Source organism: Nostoc sp. JL33 (assembly GCF_017114985.1).
GTDB lineage: Bacteria > Cyanobacteriota > Cyanobacteriia > Cyanobacteriales > Nostocaceae > Nostoc.
The window spans coordinates 75,782-94,755 of record NZ_JABXKP010000078.1 but is presented as its reverse complement, the minus strand read 5'-3'; the positions used below and the strand labels follow the sequence as shown (position 1 = coordinate 94,755).

The following is an 18,974-nucleotide window of genomic DNA, read 5'->3' as shown; positions in this document are numbered from 1 at the left end:
CCAGAAGATGATTAACCCAACGCGGACTTTAACTCACTTTCTGCTTGTGCCAACGCTTGTGGCAATTTACTCGCATCGCGTCCGCCGGCTTGGGCTAAGTTCGGTCTTCCACCGCCGCCACCACCACAGATTTTAGCGATCGCACCCACAAATTTACCAGCTTGCAAACCTTTTTTGTTCACTTCAGAACTAAAAGCTGCAACTATGCTAACTTTCCCTGCTTCAGGAACAGAACCCAGCACCACCGCACCATTACCGATTTTTTGCAGCAAACGTTCGGCTGCGGTTTTCAATGATTCTGGATCAACATCTTCTAATTGGGCGACGATAATTTTATAATCGCCTACTGTTTCGGCTGTTTGCAGCAAGCTGTCAGATTTGGCGATCGCTAACTGTACCTTTAAGCTTTCCAATTCCTTCTGGCTGGTTCTGAGTTCGCTTTGCAGACTTGTGATTCTGTCTGGTAATTCTTCAGGTTTAACTTTAAAGCGATCGCTCAAATCTTTAACTATTTTATCCCGAAGATCGAGATAATCCAGTATTGCCGGCCCCGAAACAGCTTCAATACGCCGCACCCCAGAAGCTACGCCAGCTTCTGAAATAATCTTGAACACGCCAATTTCAGCAGTATTACTGACATGAGTTCCGCCGCACAGTTCCATTGATACGCTAGGGAAGTCAATCACCCGCACTTCTTCACCGTATTTTTCCCCGAACATGGCAACAGCACCCCTAGCTTTCGCCTCTGCTAAAGGTAATACTTCCACTTTCGCAGCATGTGCTTCGGCAATCCAAGTGTTTACTTGTTCCTCAATTTGTTGGACTTCCTCTACTGTCAATGCGCGGGGACAGTTGAAGTCAAAGCGCAACCTGTCAAAGGAAACCAGGGAACCTGCTTGAGATATGCCATCATCAACAATTTTCTTCAACGCCGCTTGCAACAGGTGCGTTGCGGTATGGTTAGCTTGAGCGCGACGGCGACAAGCCGGATCAATTTGGGCTGTAATATTATCGCCTACGCGCAGTGTACCGCGTTCGATGCGTCCGAAGTGAACAAAGAAATCAGATTCTTTTTTAACGTCTTCCACCCGAACAACGATACCATCACCAGAGATATAACCGCGATCGCCAATTTGTCCCCCAGATTCACCATAAAATGGCGTTTTGTCAAGAACAATTTGCACTTCTGTTCCCGCTTCTGCTTCCTCTTGAGAAACACCTTCTACCAAAATCGCTTCGACTTTTGCCGTCGCCGCCGATTGGGTATAGCCTAAAAACTCGGTGACTTGGATGTGTTCTGCCAATTTGTCGAGGGAACCTTGCACAGTTAAATCGATGGTTTCGTGTGCATCTCTACCACGTCCTTTTTGGATTTCCATTTCTGCCTCAAATTCCTCAGCATCAACTGTGAGATCATTTTCAGCAGCAATTTCCTGAGTTAGTTCGAGTGGGAAACCGTAGGTGTCGTAGAGTTTAAAGGCACTTTTACCGCTAATTTGGGTATTTCCTTGCTGTTTCAGTTCTTGGACGATTTCTTCGAGGAGTTTTTCGCCTCTGTCGAGAGTTGTGAGGAAATTAGCTTCTTCCCGTTGCAACTCAGCTTTAATTGCTGCTTCCCGTTGGCGTACATTGGGGTAAGCTGATTCTGAAAGTGCGATCGCAGTTTCGGCAACTTGGGTGGTAAATTCGCCATCAATCCCAATTAATCGCCCATGACGCACCACCCGCCGAATTAACCGCCGCAGTACATAACCTCGTCCGACGTTGGAGGCGCGAATTTCATCAGCGATCATGTGGATGACAGCCCGAATATGATCACCAATAACTTTTAGGGAAGTTTTGGTTTTTTCATCACTTTTGTGGTAATCAACACCAGCAATTTGCCCTGCTGTTTGGATAATTGGGAAAATCAGGTCAGTTTCGTAGTTATTGGGTACTTTTTGAAGGATTTGCGCCATTCTATCCAAACCCATGCCGGTGTCGATATTCTTGTTTTGCAGAGGCGTTAAATTGCCTGATGCATCCCGGTTATATTGCATGAAGACGAGATTATAAAACTCGATGAACCGGGAATCGTCTTCTAAATCTATATTTTCGTCACCGCGTTCTGGGTGGAAGTCGTAATATATTTCTGAACAAGGGCCACAAGGGCCAGTCGGGCCAGATACCCAAAAGTTATCATCTTCGCCCAAGCGTTTAATTCTCGCTACCGGCACACCGATTTGATCGCGCCAGATATCAAAAGCTTCATCATCATCTTCAAAAACGCTGACGACGAGATTTTGGGGGGAAAAGCCAAAGACTTGTGTAGAGATTTCCCAACCCCAAGCGATCGCTTGTTCTTTAAAATAATCACCAAAGCTGAAATTACCCAGCATCTCAAAAAACGTGTGATGCCGTTTAGTGCGTCCGACATTTTCGATGTCGTTGGTGCGGATACACTTTTGCGAAGTCGTAGCCCGCTTAAATTCTGGTGTGCGCTGCCCCAAGAATATCGGCTTAAATGGTAGCATCCCCGCGATCGTCAACAGCACGGTTGGGTCTTCTGGCACGAGGGAGGCACTTGGGAGAATTTGGTGATCCCGTTGGGCAAAGAAGTCGAGAAATATGTTGCGAATTTCGTTACCGCTTAGGTAGTGGGGATTTGAAGACATGGGTTTTTAACTTTAGACTTTAGACTTTAAGAATTTCGCGTTGCGGCACTAGGTAAGTGTATTTTCATAAATAGCTTTATATATTCTTGCATTTTGTTTCATATTACTGCCAGCGAATTGTGCCAGTCGGTGAGCTATATGCAGTAATTAGGATGCTTTTACACCATTACCTGACTCTGGCAGGATGCGCGTAGGCGTAGCCCGTCGTAGACATCGCATTTTGATGATTAAGATTAATCCTGAAAGAATAATCGAAAATTTCCATATTGAGGTAACAAATGGCACTAAAGTTAAAAGTATCAAATATTGCTTGTGAGGGATGTGCAAAAACAATTACTGAGTCTATCCACGTTATGGAACCTGAAGCCAAGGTGGATGTCGATGTTAATGCTAAAACTGTCACAGTAGAATCCGCAGCTTCTGAGGAGTCAATCAAACAGGTAATTGTTGCTGCTGGTTACACTGTTGAAGGTTATTGATCTGATTCTAGCTTTTCACAGAAGTTTAAATTTTAATATCTTAGGCGACGCCAACAAAATTTTTTCTATTATTTCCGCCCCTGGAAAAGCGGAAACTAGAGGACAAGCAAGATAATTCTTCACTCCTAACTCCTAACTCCCCACTCCCTACTCCCCACTCCCTACTCCCCACTCCCCACTCTTAACTCAGCATGACAATCTTCTACCGAAGTGCGTTGTCGCATGGCATTAACTAAAGCCTCGTAGCTAGACCAATTTTCTTGCAGTAGGGTTTTTGCCTGAAGGGTATGAAACCGCAGTTTTTGCTGATAAACTGATTCAGAAAAACCCAAAATTGTCAAGACTCCTATCAGCTTATTTTTATCATCACCTCCACCCTCAGCATTATTAAAAACTAGGGTTTCAGCAGCAATACCCGCCATCCAAAGAGTGCAGTAGCGGTCTAGCATTTGGGCACTGATTTTACCCGCTTCTAGTTGAGATGCTAATTCGCCATCATCAAAGCTAACGCCGCCTTGCCCAGGTTGCCCCTGTTTCCAGGCTTCCCAAGCGCTGAGTGTGTAGCCAGTAACGGGAATACCCAATAGGTAAGCAACCAAGAAATGGCCTGCTTCGTGGTGGACAATGCGATCGCGGTGTTCACTTGAAAAACCAGCAATCCAATCTACAAAGATAGTACCACCCTTGCCTTGCAAGCTAAAACTATCTAATGTAGCTATGCCTAAGATGGTGAAAGTAGCGATCGCTGGTACTGCCGGTGATATGTTTAAGAATGGCCCCAGCAGTACCGATAGGGTGATGAGAAAGATAGATATTGCAACTAAATTTAGGTTAGTTTGGCTCATTGAGAGTTTTCTGAGTGCAGCTTAATCTTTCTTTATTATGAGGCAAAGTCTATGACAGGCGTAGATGCAGCCCAGTTTTTGTATCAAGATGGTTGTAGCGATCGCTAGCCAAAAGATCCCTTTCAACTGCTGACTTTTCGGATTAAACAATGGCGCATTTACTGAGAATGATTTCTAGCCGATTCTGTACTTGCTCAAGTTCTTGGCGCTTTTGGTAAATCCATATCTTTTCAGCCTCACGTTGTTCCAGAGTTTCGTTGTGAGCCTTTTCCTGCTGTTCTAAAAGATTTTCGTAAAGTGCGATCGCTTGTGCGATGACTCGACTGGCTGATTCAACTCGTTTTTCAAAGACTGAGCCAACAATTTCATCTAACTTCTCCGATAATTTATCCGTTGATTCATCAAATTTTTGAAATCCTAGTTCAAAAACTTTCCCTTTTATTTGGTCTTTTAGTCCATCAAAATCTAGCATTCCAAAACCAAACGAACCAGCAATTGTAGCAGCTACACTTGCAACAATTACGGCAATAAATCCAAGCCCTGTAAATACTATTAATCCAGCTGCTAAAGCGGTACCTATTCCAATACCACCACCAATTCCTCCCATCCCCATAAAGTCATCATTTATACCGTCAATAGACAGTTTAAGCTGTTCGCTAAAATTTGTTTGGATGTTCTGGTCTAGGCTATTAAATTCGCCTTGAATGGCATCTAGTTCATAAGCAATACTAGTATCTAAATACTTAATATTTTCTTGTAAAATTCCCTCCTTAAGTTTCGTATTTCCCCATTCATCTATTTCTCTTGACAAGTCTCTAATAAATTGATTTGTATAATCTCTAATGAGTTTATCTTGGCTAAAAACAGGACTGTGTTCAGAATTCCAATATTGGCTCTTTTGAGCTATGCGATCGCGCAATCCTTCGTACCATTCATCCCAAGATTCAGCAATTTGCTCAAATACTAGGTCTATCAGTTGATCTGCCGATAGACGGATTCTGACATCGCGCCCACTGGCTTCTCCTATTTTTTCTAAAACTTTCTGCTTTTCTACTTCAGAAATTTGAATTTTTCCATCTAAAGTATCCTCTGATTGATATAGCCCATCTAAACCTTTTTCGATGACTGTATTTATTTGACTAATAGAGTGCTTAATTTTTACTATTCCACTATCAAACGCCAAAAATTTTTCAAGAGACTGGGTAAAATTTTGGAAGGCTTTCAAATAGTCATCTTCCATTCCCCGCAAAATTGCATCCAGCGCAGCTTGAGCAGAAATAAAATGAACGCGGTTTTCACCTGCAACTATAGGATTTTGACCTTGTACAAATCTTTCGATCCTCTGTTGTACTTGCTCACGTCCCTTTTCGCTACGCACTAAATCTATAAAATTTCCTACTATAAAAAGATTGGTAGCAGGTTCATTTTCTTTACCAGGATTTAGTTGAGTTCTCACATCCTGGAGTAAGTCGCGTTCTACCTGAGTTAGAGAACGTGAGGCATTAGTTAGGAATATCACTGCATCCGTATCCTTCAGCAGTTTTTGAGTAATGGCGGTACGGTTAGGGTGTTCGTTTAATCCTGGAGAATCTACAATTTCTACCCCACTACTGCATAACTCTAAATCAGGATGCTCAAAAACAATTTCATCAATTTCATCATCTACTAGTTCATCACTCAGACATCCAAGTGCTGCATCTTCTGAAATTGTTGCCTTTAGTTGATATTGCTCAAAAGGAATTTCTTCTTCTCGTCCATCTTTATAACGACAGACTACCCGCTTTTCGATTCCATATTTTAAAACTGTTACCATACCACTACAAGGAATCTCTCTCACAGGTTGAATTTCTTCGCCTAGTAAAGCATTAAGTAAGGTTGATTTTCCTTGACTAAACTCGCCTAAAACTGCTAACCTAAATCGCTGAGATTTGACTTTTTGAGATATTTCCTGTACCTCCTCTATCAAAGTGCGAGGCAAGAAAGCACGATTGGTACAATCTTGAATTATCTGAAATAGCTGATAACAACAATTGTCTAATTGCTTACGATATTCTTGGAACTTCTTCAATTCTCCGTAAGATACATTTCTGTGTGGTTTAGTTATTTTATGTTTTGGTTTAGTAGGTAGAGCGGCTAACATATCACTTGCAGCCTTAACAAATATAGTATCCAGTTCTTGAAAACGAGCAGTGTTGAGTAAAAAATGTACTTCATCTAAAGCAATAGGCTCGACATTTGTTTGATGAGTAAAACCAGCCTCTAAAACTACTAAATGTTGTGGTTTAATGCCTAAGTGCTTGGCGACTATCTCCAAATATTTTTTCTCGCGGGTGTTAATTTAGCCATCTACTGCTGACATTTCATAGCCAAAGCCAATTAACAAAAGCTTTTCTGACTCTGAAAGTGGAGCCGCTAAGGATAGTAAGTTATTAATTTGTTTATAAACTTGATTTTGTTTGACTCCCTTAATCATCAAATGTGTCAACTTACGCACATCACTTTCTGGAATACTAAATCGATAAAGGGTTGTCAGTAAACGTTGCTTTTCTGATTCTGCTACTGTGCCATCTACAAATATAACTCCCAGCAGCACCGTGACTAAATTTGCCAGAAATATCACGGGCAGCGTGAGATTTTTTGGAGTCAGTTTTTGTCCGGTAATCTGTGACAATAGCTCAACAGTCTTAGAGCTAACTAGTGAAGTATTCATAAAAATTGTGAGCCAATAGGTTATCCGTGTTTAGTATGCCCAGATTTAGACAGAATTAATTAATCCGAATAAATACGGTTATCTTTGCTTTTTTATACCAGTTAGCTTTAAGAAAATTAGCCTTTAGTAACCTAAAAATATGCTGTTCCAATTTGCTCCTGCAATTCAAGCTGGTATTCATGCTGGTAAATATCTACAAGTTTTTAGCAATGGAGTACCCTTAAGCATAGTTAGAGATGCAGTTAGCGGGCAGTTTATTGCCAATGCTATTGGTGTTACAGTTAACAACAGCCCTTTATCTCCACTGATAGCAGTTTCTAATCTAGTGATGAGTGGGGCGCAGATGTATCAAACTCAGCAAGGCTTCACATCTGTATTAAATGGCTTGCAAACTATACAGACTAGCTTGGGTGTGCTACAAGCAACTACAGCCTTAATTGGTGTGGGAACAGTAGCAGGTGTAGCACTGACAGCAGTCAACCTGCACCAGACATTGAAACTCAGAAAAGAAGTAGAGCAAATGAGGCTGGAAGTCAAAAACGGTTTTATTGACTTGAAACAAGCCTTAAAAGACCAAGGATTAGAAATTAGACAAATAATCGAACAAGTAGCCCAAGATATAAAATTTGAACAACATCGCATAGCTTTAGTGAGGGCGTATGGAGTGTTTATCCAGGCGATGAACCGCTTTCGTTCAGCGATGCAATTGCAAGATTTCAACCGGAGAAACGCTGAGATTGATGATGTCAGGGGAATGTTATTTGCGGCTTTAGCAGATTACAGCAATCCGCATCTACTGGAAGAAACTTGTGCGGCTGGTCAATTACGTAGACTTGAATGCGCTTGGGCAATTGAACAGGTGATTGTTGCAACTTATCAAGTGCAGAATGAGGTTTCAGCAGTGAGCGATCGCCTGTCTCATCTCCAAGATAAAATCTGTAAAGATGCTCTCACTGTGATTAATCGCTGTGAATCACATGATGAGCTTGATTTTCTCTTTCCCGAAATTATCCGCATTAAAAATCATGATTTAGCAGTATTATATTCGTGGCAAAATCATGTTGATTGGATGCGTTCGCTTCCTTCATCAGAATTAAAACTTTTAAGTAGCGCTGATTTTAATAGTCCAGATCCTCACTACTCCACAATCAATTTAGCAGAACCACCAGAACAATTAGTATATGAGAGTTTAACCGAAAAATCTCATTTCTATTCGCTTCGTGACCAGTTGTTATTTATATTCAAGCCTGAACTACGTCGAGAATACGAACTTTATATTAGTCAACAAGCTGTAATTACTGGTCATAAAACATTAGTTACATCTAATTTGCAACAGGCATCAGACCTAACTGTTGCTAATCTTTATTACTACTTTAACATTAGAGATGAATCGAAAGATAAGACAGAGGTCGTTTCAGCTAACTAAAACAGCTACGGCAATTATTGAAATAACTATTTTTATAAAGTCTGCCTACGCGGACTTTTTTGTATAGCCGGGAATTACATTCCTTCGGATATAAAATCACTCAAATACTACTGTTCTATTACCATAGACTAATACACGATTTTGCAAGTGCGATCGCACCGCTCTTGCTAATACAACTCTCTCCAAATCTTTGCCTTTTCTCACCAAATCATCAACTTCATCACGGTGACTTACTCGCACTACATCCTGTTCAATAATTGGCCCGGCATCTAAATCAGCAGTGGCATAATGAGCCGTTGCACCAATAATTTTCACACCACGTTCAAAAGCTCGGTGATAAGGATTTGCTCCGATAAAAGCTGGTAAAAACGAATGATGAATATTAATAATTTGCGGAAATTTACTAATAAAATCTGCACTAACAATCTGCATATATTTCGCCAAGACAACTAAATCTATTTTATGCTGGCGAAGTAATTCTAGTTGTTGGGCTTCTTGTTCTGCTTTATTGTCTTTAGTGATAGGTATATGCTGGAAGTCGATATTAAATTGCTCTGCTACTACCTTTAAATTAGAATGGTTGCTGATAATTAAAGGAATTTCAGCAATAAACTCTTTAGCGCGTTGTCGCCAAATCAAGTCAAATAGACAATGGTCTTGCCGGCTTACCCAAATAGCAATGCGTGGTACTGTATCAGAAAAATGTATTTCCCACTTAGCGCCTAAAGGTTGTGCGAACACTTCGTGATGCTTCGCAAACGCATTAAATGCAGGGGCAATAAATTCTCGCGGTAAATTGAACCCATCTAATTGCCATTCAATGCGGGTAAGGAATAACCCAGCAGCAAAATCTGTGTGCTGATCTGCATGGATAATATTACCACCATTAGAATAGATGAAATTGGCAAATTTCGCCACCAATCCCCGTTGATCGGGGCAGGAAATTAGCAATGTTGCTGTCGGAGTTGTCATAATAATATCGCCAGATTTTCAATTAATTATTTGCTATTTGTCGGAGTTGGTAAAGGCGTGCTGAGTCCAGGTAGTCTCTGACTATTATCTACAGGTTGCTTCCACTCTGATAGTTCCCGATTCACGGCATTTGCAAAATCTGTAGATACCAATAGCACATTTATATTTCCATCGGGTTTAGCAGTAGGGTCAGCTTGAGCATACAAAAAACGACCATTAAAGTTAGATTTACCCAAAAGCAACTGATGGCTTTGTCGGTTTTTTAGAGTGATATTAATAGTTGCTTGGGGTTGATCTAAGGCAAATTCTCCAAGCTCTTTTGCTGGAGTTGATAAAGTGCGATCGCTCTTACCTTTGACCAACAAATCCATTAAATAAGAAACAATAGCATCATTTGCTGGGCCCGATATTGGAGATTTAATTAACCACTTGGGGTTACTAGATTCAGGGCTACGTTCCAGATTCAGGGTGAGTTTTTTTGTCTTGACTGTTAAAGACTGCACATCATCTGCGGCAAAAGAGAAAATTTGTTGCTTTTGCTCCTTAATTTCTTCTCGCACAGTTGCACCTCGAATTTCATAGAAGTAAACAAAAGCACCTAAACCCAGCGCTAGCAGTATCAAAATTAAAGTCGTTCGCGGCAATTTCATTTTTTAATCATTGGGAATTGGGCATTGGTGAAGAGTTTATATTTATAACCCCTAACTCCTAACTCACTTCTTACCGTCGTTTCCACCAGATAATAACTGCCGCCGCCAACCCAATTAAAGGTAAAACCAACAAAGACGACAATATTAAAAGATTGGCTTGGGTGGTTGTCAGGGTTATCCGACGGTTTTTCGGTTCTTTGGGACGAATCGAAAGGGGTTGCTGATTTTGTTGACTCAACCAAGTAACTGAATTGAGGAATACATCTCCATTTAGTTGCTGTTGAAACAAACCATCGGTGGCGAAATCGGAATTTCCTAAAACCACTAACCGGGATTCGGTGGGTGTTTGAGATGAGGGAGATGAGGGAGATGGGGGAGATGAGGGAGAGGGGGAAGTTTTGCTTTGAGTGGTTGGTGATGGTAGGGGTGAAGGTGTCGGTGAAGCTTGGGGAGTGGAAGTAGAGTTGGTTGGTAGTTTTCTTGTTAAGGCTACGCCCAAGGTCAGAGGCCCTTTGAGGTCTTTATCTGCATTAAACTCCAATTTTTCGCTTTGGAGGTCGCTTTCTGCCCAACTGTTGGGATAGGGTTTGGTTCGTAGCAAAGGAGTAGCTTCAACACCAGGCACAGAGGTAATTTCCAGTGGTCGGGCAATCGGATAAAAAGAATTACCGTTACCGAAATCTTTGGTAATCGGATGTTGTCCGTATTCTGTCACTAAGGGCGTAGCAGGGCCAAGTCCGACAACGCTTCCCCCAGAGATATCAACTGCTAAACGATTATCCAGACGAACACCCCACTCTTGTAGCAAGCTGTTAAGTTTGGGATCGGTATTGGGATCAATCATCAGCAGTAAGTTACCGCCGCGATTAAGATACTCTTGCAAGGCTTTGACTTCGCCTTCAAACAGCCCTCGCTTAGGGCCAGCTACGATTACGACAGAGGCATCTTGAGGAATTTTGGAAGTTTCTCCTAAATTCAGGGGTGATGTTGTAAGATTTTTATCGCCTAATCCCTGAACTGCTTGTGATATTGCACCTTTACCAGGTGAAAGTTGGCGTTCGCCATGACCTTGAAGTAAGTAAACTTTGGCTGTGGTTGAATTTGTTAGTTGTTGTAGGCGACTAGTTAATCTGATTTCTGATAATCGCTCATTTTCATTTACCGTCTGGACTAATTGCCGTTTCTCGCCAGATTCTAGGTAAACTTCCCCGTAATCTTTGACGCCAAACTTTTCTGCAAGTCCTGGCCTAGTTTGGGGGTCGATGTACTCATATTTAAATTTTGAGCTTTGCCTCTGATAATTTTCTAGCAGTTCTCGGTCTTGGGGATTTTGGTTAATATCAAATACCCACACTTTAACTGGCTGTGGTAAAACCCTCACCAGTTCGCGTGACTGGGGTGCAAGGGTAAACAATTGAGCCTCTGTTAAGTCTGCCCGCAGGTGATAGCGAGTTCCCAAAAAGTTAATCAATCCCAAAATTGCCAATACTGCTAGAGTTGCTAGTAGGGCATTAGTCCCAGCTTGGGTAGAACGACTCCTCCACCAGTTAGTTTGGTAGCTTTGCCATATTATCCACAACCCACTGATGACAATTCCCGTAATCAGAAATGCTAATGGAATTAATCCCCATTGTTCAGAGACTAATCCAACTGTTAAGCCGACAGTAATTAGGAACGGGCCAAACCAAAACAGATATTTCCACAGTTTGTTTTTTGCAACTATCTTCATATTATTTGTCATTAGTCATTAGTCATTAGTCATTTGTCATTTGTCCTTGGCCATCTGATACATTACCAATTGAGTTTAGGTAGGAGTTTAATTTTGGCGCTACTTCGTTAATGATTGTTTTGATTGCATTTATCTGTTCGGTAGTTAAAAGGTTATGAGTGTGAGCCAGTCTTAACCAATGTTGAGTTTCATTCAAAGAGCCTCTCGCTATTTTTATGAAACGTCTATTGTCTTGAGAACTACCTCTTCCTAAACCTTCCGCTATATTCGCACCGATACTATCGGCTGAAGGTACAATCTGTTTACCAATCGTATCTTTTGCAAAAAAAATCTATCCTTCAACAATTTTCCAAATGTTCTCTGCTAATTTTTCTGATAATTGATAAACCTGTAATTCTTGGAAACGCTTTGTTGCCATTTATTCAGTTGTCTTGTTGATTTTTAGTCACTAGATTTTCGTCCATATATTTTTACTTGTCACTATTTTTTGGCAAATGACCAATGACAAATGACAAATGACAAATGACTATTGCCTTTGAAAGCGCAGTGCATCAATTGATTGAGCTGTGAGAAAGATACCCAAAAAAATGTAACTGGCAAATAAAATCAAAGCGCTGGTATCAAAAATGCCTTGGATGAGAGTGTTGTAATGTTTTAGCAACGATAGATAACCTAATGCTTCGCCCACGGGGCCAGGGACAATTTTGCCGATTAAATCAATCAATAACAATAATAAGATTACTGCAAAGGTGAGAACGGCAGACAGAATTGTGCTGTCTGTTAATGAGGAAATAAACATTCCTACAGATAAAATTGCTGCTGCTAGCAAGATTAATCCCAAATGACCTAGCAAGGGAATTGAAAGCGCCATTGGTGGATTTGATCCACTGATTGCGATCGCTTCCAACACTAGCATAGGTACAACCATTGTAGTAAAAAATGTTACCACGCCTAATAATTTACCTACAGCTACCGCCCAATTGCTGATTGGTGACGTGGCTAACAGTTCTAAAGTGCCCCGCTTACGTTCTTCAGCATAGAGTCCCATTGAGAGAATTGGCAGGATAAACAACAATAGCCACCCCATGCGATCCAAAAATGCTCGGAGAAATTCGTAGGGGACATCTATCGGCGGTACTGGTACTCCCATTTGTTGCCCTTGTAAATCTATTGCCGCCACTCCTGGCAAAATGCCATCTGGCCCTAGCAAAATCATCACTAAAAATAACCCGGCGATGAACCAAAATATGCCTGCGATCGCATAAGCCAAAGGTGATACAAAATAACTCTGTAACTCTCGGCGATAAATGGCAATAATATTACTCAGCACTACACCCATTTACGCTGCCTCTCCTTCATTGTCTGCTGCTAAGTCTACCTCAGTCTCTAAATTCTTTTCTTCTGTGGTCAGTTGCAAGAATACATCTTCTAAGGTAGCGTTAACACGCCGCAATTCATGTAAACCGAATCCTGCACGCACTAATGTTGTGGCAATATCCTTTCCTGGTTCTTTTCCCGGTTGGGATATCACCCGCAGGTAAGCGCGGTTTTCCTGGAGTTGATGACCTCCGGTTGTCGGAATTGATTCTACCAAACTCACACCCGCTAAATTTTGCAATACCTGTTTCGCTAAAGTAGCTTCTCCTTCTATTTCCAACTCATACCCTGAACCACCTGTCAACTGGGTCATCAAGTTTTCTGGTGTATTAGTTGCCACAACTTTACCGCGATTGATGATGGCGACGCGGCTACAAGTCATGCTAACTTCTGGCAGAATGTGCGTGGAAAGAATAATTGTGTGACTACCAGCAAGACTTTTAATTAAATTCCGCACCTCAATTATTTGTCGGGGATCAAGTCCAACGGTGGGTTCATCCAAAATGATCGCTGGTGGATCGTGGACGATCGCTTGAGCAATTCCTACCCTTTGGCGATATCCTTTAGAAAGTTTGCGAATAATCACCCGCCGCTTATCTTCTAAATTGCAGCGTTCGATCGCAGCTGTTACCTTGTTCGGGCGATCGCCTGCTGATACTCCCTTAATTCGGGCGACAAAATGCAAAAATCCCTCCACCGTCATGTCTGGATATAATGGCGGTGTTTCCGGTAAATAACCAATTCGTTGGCGTACAGCTAGGGAATTTTCATGGACATCATAACCAGCAATCCGGGCATTTCCATTAGTTGCCGGTAAATAACCAGCCAGAATCCGCATGGTTGTGGTTTTACCAGCGCCATTGGGGCCCAACAAGCCTAAAATTTCCCCAGGTTCGACGCTAAAAGTGACATCAGTAATCGCTGGGGTGGAACCGTATATTTTACTTAAATGCTCAACTTCAATCATAAATTTACATATAATAACAATACTTTCAGCCTTCACTCCCTTAAAGATGCTCACCTGATGCTTAATTACCCTGGTTTGTGTGTTTGAGATGAGTTATTAGTAGATTTTCATACTCATTAACTATGCTCAACTTATGCTCAACCCTGGGAGCGAGAATCTTCCTCTATCTTATATGTCTAAAGTTGTTGGAGTAATTAGACATATAAGATAGGTGGCTATGAGGATGTAGACGCGCTAGACATATATAAATTAGCGTAGCCGCATAAATGATGACGATGAAAAAAGTATGTATATTGATTGTACAGACCCTTGGTGGTGAAAAACGATACGTATCAGTGCAAACAATAAAGGGGGAATCAATTATGCCGGAAATAAGCTTTGGAGACTGGTTACGTTCTAAATCTGGGGAAGACACTAATATAGGTGACTTAGCGGTTGACTGTAAGCGCACAGGATGGAATGGACACACCTATGATTCTCTGATAGATGACATAGACTCTATATCAGGGCATTACCTAGCGCGTGAGGCGGCTTGGGACGCTTACGAAAAGTTCTATGGACATAAACACACAGAACACGAACAACATATACTTGATTGGGCTTTTTTAGTAGAGAAGTAACATTGTCAGCCGAAACAATGCTATTGCAACTCTAAAAGACTTGTGTGTAACTGACTTTTCACGTTATGTAGGAAAGCCCACGAAAAACCTAACCCCCTTCCCGACGCGGGAAGGGGGAAAATTCAAAGTCTCTCTCCTTTTAGGAGAGAGATGAAGAAGAGAGGTTTTTGAAATACCGTGAAAAGTCAGGTTAATAATAGCTGCCAGATTTGCGATGCTCCAAAGCAGTGACACCATCATTTTCCAACACTTCACCGTGATCGATGACGGCATAAATTAACCATCGATCGCCACATTCAAGCTGATTTTGCACCGTACATTCTAAATAGGCTAATGCCTCATTCAAAATCAAACAACCATTAAGAGCAGTTTTTGTGGCAAGATTTGCAAAGGGATTATCTCCTAAAGTGCTATGACGAGAAAAATAGCGTCTGACATTTCTTCCTTCTTTAAGGATATTCAGCACAAAATTATCACCAGGATGATGCATTAAATCTGCATTTTGCTCGTTAGCGATCGCAATCATAATCCCTGGCGGGTTAAAAGTTGCCTGCGATACCCAAGAAGTTAAAACCCCTTTGTGAGTTTCTTGATCACGAGTTGTCACAACACAAAGAGAACCAATGATCCGCCCCACAGCTTGTTCGGTACGATCTACATGGGCTTCTGTCACAATATGACGGGAACTACGCAGTTTTTTGGTTTTCTTCAAGTTTTGAGCAAAGGAAGCACCTGCTTCTTGACACTGCTGGAGAATCTCAGGAGTAGGACTAAAACGCACCCGAATTGTTTCAAATCCTAGTTGATAATTAGCATCTTTAAGTTTGCTTTCTAGTAAATCAATTGCCTCTCCACTCCAACCGTAAGAACCAAACACCCCTGCTAACTTAGTTTTAGCCGTGGCTGAGAGGACTATTCCTAAAGCTGTTTGAATTTGAGTCGGTGCATGTCCGCCTAAAGTGGGTGAACCGATAATAAAACCATCGCAGGTTTCTACAATGCGGTTAATCTCCGCAGAGTCTGCTAGTTCACAGTTAATCGATTCTACATTAATACCATTTTGAATCAAACCTTGAGCGATCGCATTCGCCAGAATTGCTGTATTTCCATAAGCAGAAGCATAGAACAAAGCGACACGCAATTCTTGAGATTTTTGCCCTTGACACCATTGACGGTAATCATAAGTAAAACGACTAAGGCTGTAACGGACAACCGGGCCGTGTGCTGGGGCATAACATCTGGCTCCCAAAACTGATATTTTATCTAAAGCTACTTCAACTTGTTTGGCTTGGGGCGCATGGAGACATTCAAAATAGTAACGACGTTCCGCATCTAATCCCTTCCAATCTTCATCAAATAAGGTATCTTCGCAAATATGAGCGCCAAAAAGTTTGTCTGTGTAGAGAATTTTTGTGGCGGTATCGTAGGTACAAAGTCCATCCGCCCACCGAGGAGTTGGTACGGTGATAAATGATAGATCATGTCCTTGTCCTAAATCTAGAGTATCCCCCGATCGCACCGCTTGAATACGTGATTCCCATTCGGGAAAGGCGGTTTTTAGAGCATTAGCGGCGGGGCGAGAACAAATTAGAGTGACTTGAGGAACTTGAGAAAGCAATACTTGCAAAGTGGCTCTACGGTTGGGATTGACATGACCGAGAACAATATAATCTAGGGTAGTAAAGTCTAGATGTTGCGCCAGTTGCTGAAGGTAAATTTCGGTAAAAGATTCACCAGGAGGGTCAATTAAAGCCTTTTTATCAGCTTGAATCAGATAAGAATTCGCCGTAGTTCCCCGTTGGCGGGAATACTCAACCTCAAATTTTAATCTGTCCCAAGTCCGCGATCGCAAAATCAGAGTATTTTTACCAATTTCAGCAACCTGCACATCTCTAGGATGGCTGGTAGTTAAAGTATTTGCAGACATAATAATCTCTCTTAATAATGGGGCATTAGGCATTGGGCATTGGGAATTGGGAATTGGGCATTGGGCATTGGGCATTGGGAATTGGGCATCGTCTCCCTCATCATCCACTACTCCTAACTCCTAACCCCTAACTCCCTACTCCCTACTCCCCACTCCCTACTCTTAATGACTATTAGTTTGTCTTAATTCAGACTTGGCTTGGTTTCTATAGCGTTTAGATACTTCTTGTTCCGGGTCGATACCTTCAAAGGTTGGGGGTAGCCAAACTCGGAGGAACTGTAGTATTCCTAGCACTAATAAAAAGGCGCAAGTTGCTAAAACTTGACTCCAACTTGTTTCTAGAACACCTTTAACAATGACTTCTCGCAAGGCGGAAACGATGGAAACTTCAACAGCTACCCCAATAGATACTCGATGTTCCTGTAGGTAAATAATCAGCAGTCGGAATAGCTCAACTAAGATAAGTAAAAAGAGAATATCGGCAGTAACAGCATGAAAATCTAAAGGTGGAAGCAAGGAAAGAAACATATCTTTCACCTGAAGCACCATGAAGCTAAATAAACCGATACACAAAGAAATTACAATTACATCTTGGATAAATTCCAAGGTTCGCACAACGCGCCCACGATTGATTTCATACATGGTAATTGAGGTATTTTCAGCAGATTCATACATAGCTTTTTGTGAATTGGGAGTTGGGAGTTGGGAGTTGGGAGTTAGGAGTTGGGAGTTAGGAGTTAGGGATTAGGAGAGACGCGATTAATCGCGTCTGTACATTAGGAGTTGGGGAGCAGAGGAAGATGAAGAAAACGATGCCCAATGCCCATTTAGTAATGATTGCCAATTTTGCGGTGATGGGCGGCGGTAAGTGCATTTAACTTGGCAACTCTTCCAGTTTGGACTGTACTATAAATTACCCAATGATCTCCACAATCCATGCGGCTAGTAATTTCACATTCCATGTAAGCTAAAGCTTCAGCTAAAACCGGTGATTCATTGGTGGCTGGATATGTTTTCACTTCAGCAAAGCGATCTGCACCAGGAGCAAAACGCTTCAGGAAATGTTTCATTAATCCTTGATACTTGCCTTCTTCTAAAACGTTTAAAACGAAGCGATCGCCAACGTGCATCAAGGATTCAATTGCCCGATCTTTAGATACTGCGATCGCTACTCCTAAAGGCTCAAGACTCGCTTGTGTCACCCATGAAGCAAACATTGCACTCTGAATTTCTCCTTTTTTGGCGGTGATAATATACAATCCTGTGCTAATACGACCTAAAGCTTTTTCTAGCTCACTATTGATAGATTTAATCTGTTTAATGGTGCGATCGCGGGTTAACCATTGACCCATATCTGTCCCCGCTTCATCACAAAGTTGTTCCGTTGCTTGAGTAGGAATTTCCTTAACTAAGATAGAAGGAAAAGCTTCAGTTAATCCCAGTTCTTGAAACTTATTCCGTAAAGGATAAATTGGTTCATCTTCTCCACCTCCCGACTCTAATAAACCAATTGCCTGTTTCTTGTGAACAGCAGCTAAAATTGTACTTAAAGCAGCTTGAGCCATCACCGAAGATTGGGCTGGCATTGCAATTACTAAACCAGAAGCTTGTGCAACTAATTCTCGAACTTCTTGAGGCTCGGCACTATTGAGAGCTACTAATTCTACTGCCACGCCTGTTTTCGCGCATCCATGTGCTATAGTACGGACTAAATGTTCGCTGTACCCGTAATCTTCAATATAAAATAGAGCCACTAATGTCTCTGTTTTTGCTTGTTCTAAACTCCAGTTTTGATACCGTCCGAGCCATTCGGAGATATAGTGTTGTAATAAAGGGCCATGTCCCGTGGCAACTATTCTTATTTCTAACTTTTCAATCCGTTTTAAAGCTGCCAAGACAGACCGGGCATTCGGGCCCATGAGACAATCATAATAATATTGAAAATCCTCCTCTATTAAGATAATATTTTCATCATAGGTATGGTCATCACAGTAGTGCATTCCAAACACATCACAGGTGTAGAGAGTGCAAGTCTTGTGGTCATAAGTCAAAATTGTGTCAGGCCAGTGTAAGTTAGGTGCAGAGATAAATTCTAATTCGTGTCCGTTGCCTAAATCTAATCGCTCTCCACTTTTCACCTGCATTGATTTAAAAGGCTGGTGAACCATATTTTCTAAAAATTGGATAGCTACCTTAGCACCGACAACAGTAATCGAGGGAGCTAATTGTAAAATATTTTTCACTAAGCCACTGTGATCGGGTTCTGTGTGGCTAACAATCAAGTAATCTATTTTAGTCGGATCAATTAATCCCACCAGTATGTCAAGATATAGCTGCTCAAACTTGCGGTGAGATGTGTCAACTAAGGCAACTTTTTCTCCCTGAATTAAGAAAGAATTATAGGTCGTCCCATTCCGTAAACCAAACTCGATATCAAAACGTTCTCTATCCCAGTCGAGACAACGGATAGCTGTCGTTTGAGCAGCAATTTCAACAGTTTGAACCGTCAAACGTCCTGGATTGGGAATAACTTGAGTAAGCTGTGTGAGTGCAACCATTTATTTTCTCCAAAAAAATATTATCTGGAGCGAGTGTTATGTTTCTTATATTTACCTGAA

Annotated in this window: 16 protein-coding genes; 3 read left to right on the top strand and 13 right to left on the bottom strand. The window is 41.6% G+C overall.

Annotated features, from left to right (window positions below):
* Positions 1–11 precede the first annotated feature (11 nt).
* Positions 12–2,654 (bottom strand): alanine--tRNA ligase, encoded by a 2,643-nt coding sequence (gene alaS, locus HWQ23_RS23115; RefSeq protein WP_292833377.1) that lies wholly within the window; start codon positions 2,652–2,654, stop codon positions 12–14.
* A 278-nt stretch (positions 2,655–2,932) separates the two neighbouring features.
* On the opposite strand from alaS, the gene HWQ23_RS23110 reads away from it, so the two are divergent.
* Positions 2,933–3,133, top strand: coding sequence for a heavy-metal-associated domain-containing protein (locus HWQ23_RS23110; RefSeq protein ID WP_292833375.1), 201 nt, complete (start codon positions 2,933–2,935; stop codon positions 3,131–3,133).
* A gap of 161 nt (positions 3,134–3,294) precedes the next feature.
* Here HWQ23_RS23110 and HWQ23_RS23105 read toward each other — a convergent pair whose 3' ends face one another.
* The 3 genes from HWQ23_RS23105 to HWQ23_RS23095 all read right to left on the bottom strand — a co-directional run bounded on the left by HWQ23_RS23105 (position 3,295) and on the right by HWQ23_RS23095 (position 6,688).
* A complete protein-coding gene (locus HWQ23_RS23105; protein WP_292833372.1) occupies positions 3,295–3,978 on the bottom strand; it encodes an ATP-dependent Zn protease in 684 nt (227 codons plus the stop codon).
* Between the two features lie 142 nt (positions 3,979–4,120).
* Positions 4,121–6,292 (bottom strand): dynamin family protein, encoded by a 2,172-nt coding sequence (locus tag HWQ23_RS23100; protein WP_292833369.1) that lies wholly within the window; start codon positions 6,290–6,292, stop codon positions 4,121–4,123.
* A 24-nt stretch (positions 6,293–6,316) separates the two neighbouring features.
* Positions 6,317–6,688, bottom strand: coding sequence for a hypothetical protein (locus HWQ23_RS23095; RefSeq protein WP_292833367.1), 372 nt, complete (start codon positions 6,686–6,688; stop codon positions 6,317–6,319).
* Between the two features lie 139 nt (positions 6,689–6,827).
* Between HWQ23_RS23095 and HWQ23_RS23090 the strand changes: the two genes are divergently transcribed.
* Complete coding sequence (locus HWQ23_RS23090; RefSeq protein ID WP_292833364.1) at positions 6,828–8,114, top strand: hypothetical protein; 1,287 nt, start codon at positions 6,828–6,830, stop codon at positions 8,112–8,114.
* Positions 8,115–8,210: 96 nt separating this feature from the next.
* Here the strand turns inward: HWQ23_RS23090 and purU are convergent, their stop codons facing one another.
* The 6 genes from purU to HWQ23_RS23060 all read right to left on the bottom strand — a co-directional run bounded on the left by purU (position 8,211) and on the right by HWQ23_RS23060 (position 13,809).
* Positions 8,211–9,086 (bottom strand): formyltetrahydrofolate deformylase, encoded by an 876-nt coding sequence (gene purU, locus HWQ23_RS23085; protein ID WP_292833361.1) that lies wholly within the window; start codon positions 9,084–9,086, stop codon positions 8,211–8,213.
* Positions 9,087–9,112: 26 nt separating this feature from the next.
* Positions 9,113–9,736, bottom strand: a complete 624-nt coding sequence (locus tag HWQ23_RS23080) for a DUF4340 domain-containing protein (RefSeq protein ID WP_292833358.1) — start codon at positions 9,734–9,736, stop codon at positions 9,113–9,115.
* A gap of 70 nt (positions 9,737–9,806) precedes the next feature.
* On the bottom strand, positions 9,807–11,465 hold the full coding sequence (locus tag HWQ23_RS23075; protein WP_292833532.1) for a GldG family protein: 1,659 nt from the start codon (positions 11,463–11,465) through the stop codon (positions 9,807–9,809).
* A 25-nt stretch (positions 11,466–11,490) separates the two neighbouring features.
* Positions 11,491–11,775, bottom strand: coding sequence for a four helix bundle protein (locus HWQ23_RS23070; RefSeq protein ID WP_292833530.1), 285 nt, complete (start codon positions 11,773–11,775; stop codon positions 11,491–11,493).
* Positions 11,776–11,991: 216 nt separating this feature from the next.
* Positions 11,992–12,804 (bottom strand): ABC transporter permease, encoded by an 813-nt coding sequence (locus HWQ23_RS23065; protein WP_292833355.1) that lies wholly within the window; start codon positions 12,802–12,804, stop codon positions 11,992–11,994.
* Positions 12,805–13,809, bottom strand: coding sequence for an ABC transporter ATP-binding protein (locus HWQ23_RS23060; RefSeq protein WP_292833352.1), 1,005 nt, complete (start codon positions 13,807–13,809; stop codon positions 12,805–12,807).
* A gap of 362 nt (positions 13,810–14,171) precedes the next feature.
* Here HWQ23_RS23060 and HWQ23_RS23055 point away from each other — a divergent pair, with 362 nt between their 5' ends.
* Positions 14,172–14,429, top strand: a complete 258-nt coding sequence (locus HWQ23_RS23055) for a hypothetical protein (RefSeq protein ID WP_292833349.1) — start codon at positions 14,172–14,174, stop codon at positions 14,427–14,429.
* A 190-nt stretch (positions 14,430–14,619) separates the two neighbouring features.
* On the opposite strand, the gene HWQ23_RS23050 is transcribed toward HWQ23_RS23055, so the two are convergent.
* From HWQ23_RS23050 to HWQ23_RS23040, 3 genes are all read right to left on the bottom strand, one after another.
* Positions 14,620–16,356 (bottom strand): diflavin flavoprotein, encoded by a 1,737-nt coding sequence (locus HWQ23_RS23050; RefSeq protein ID WP_292833527.1) that lies wholly within the window; start codon positions 16,354–16,356, stop codon positions 14,620–14,622.
* A 162-nt stretch (positions 16,357–16,518) separates the two neighbouring features.
* On the bottom strand, positions 16,519–17,031 hold the full coding sequence (locus HWQ23_RS23045) for a phosphate-starvation-inducible PsiE family protein (protein ID WP_292833346.1): 513 nt from the start codon (positions 17,029–17,031) through the stop codon (positions 16,519–16,521).
* Positions 17,032–17,183: 152 nt separating this feature from the next.
* Positions 17,184–18,914 carry a diflavin flavoprotein gene (locus HWQ23_RS23040; protein WP_292833343.1) on the bottom strand — a complete coding sequence of 577 codons (1,731 nt, stop codon included), beginning with the start codon at positions 18,912–18,914 and terminating at the stop codon, positions 17,184–17,186.
* Positions 18,915–18,974: the final 60 nt, after the last annotated feature.

Bases quoted from the DNA above. Each gene is read 5' to 3' on its own strand.
- alaS (WP_292833377.1), bottom strand. From the start codon at position 2,654: ATGTCTTCAAATCCCCACTACCTAAGCGGTAACGAAATTCGCAACATA.
- HWQ23_RS23110 (WP_292833375.1), top strand. From the start codon at position 2,933: ATGGCACTAAAGTTAAAAGTATCAAATATTGCTTGTGAGGGATGTGCA.
- HWQ23_RS23105 (WP_292833372.1), bottom strand. From the start codon at position 3,978: ATGAGCCAAACTAACCTAAATTTAGTTGCAATATCTATCTTTCTCATC.
- HWQ23_RS23095 (WP_292833367.1), bottom strand. From the start codon at position 6,688: ATGAATACTTCACTAGTTAGCTCTAAGACTGTTGAGCTATTGTCACAG.
- HWQ23_RS23090 (WP_292833364.1), top strand. From the start codon at position 6,828: ATGCTGTTCCAATTTGCTCCTGCAATTCAAGCTGGTATTCATGCTGGT.
- purU (WP_292833361.1), bottom strand. From the start codon at position 9,086: ATGACAACTCCGACAGCAACATTGCTAATTTCCTGCCCCGATCAACGG.
- HWQ23_RS23080 (WP_292833358.1), bottom strand. From the start codon at position 9,736: ATGAAATTGCCGCGAACGACTTTAATTTTGATACTGCTAGCGCTGGGT.
- HWQ23_RS23075 (WP_292833532.1), bottom strand. From the start codon at position 11,465: ATGAAGATAGTTGCAAAAAACAAACTGTGGAAATATCTGTTTTGGTTT.
- HWQ23_RS23065 (WP_292833355.1), bottom strand. From the start codon at position 12,804: ATGGGTGTAGTGCTGAGTAATATTATTGCCATTTATCGCCGAGAGTTA.
- HWQ23_RS23060 (WP_292833352.1), bottom strand. From the start codon at position 13,809: ATGATTGAAGTTGAGCATTTAAGTAAAATATACGGTTCCACCCCAGCG.
- HWQ23_RS23055 (WP_292833349.1), top strand. From the start codon at position 14,172: ATGCCGGAAATAAGCTTTGGAGACTGGTTACGTTCTAAATCTGGGGAA.
- HWQ23_RS23050 (WP_292833527.1), bottom strand. From the start codon at position 16,356: ATGTCTGCAAATACTTTAACTACCAGCCATCCTAGAGATGTGCAGGTT.
- HWQ23_RS23045 (WP_292833346.1), bottom strand. From the start codon at position 17,031: ATGTATGAATCTGCTGAAAATACCTCAATTACCATGTATGAAATCAAT.
- HWQ23_RS23040 (WP_292833343.1), bottom strand. From the start codon at position 18,914: ATGGTTGCACTCACACAGCTTACTCAAGTTATTCCCAATCCAGGACGT.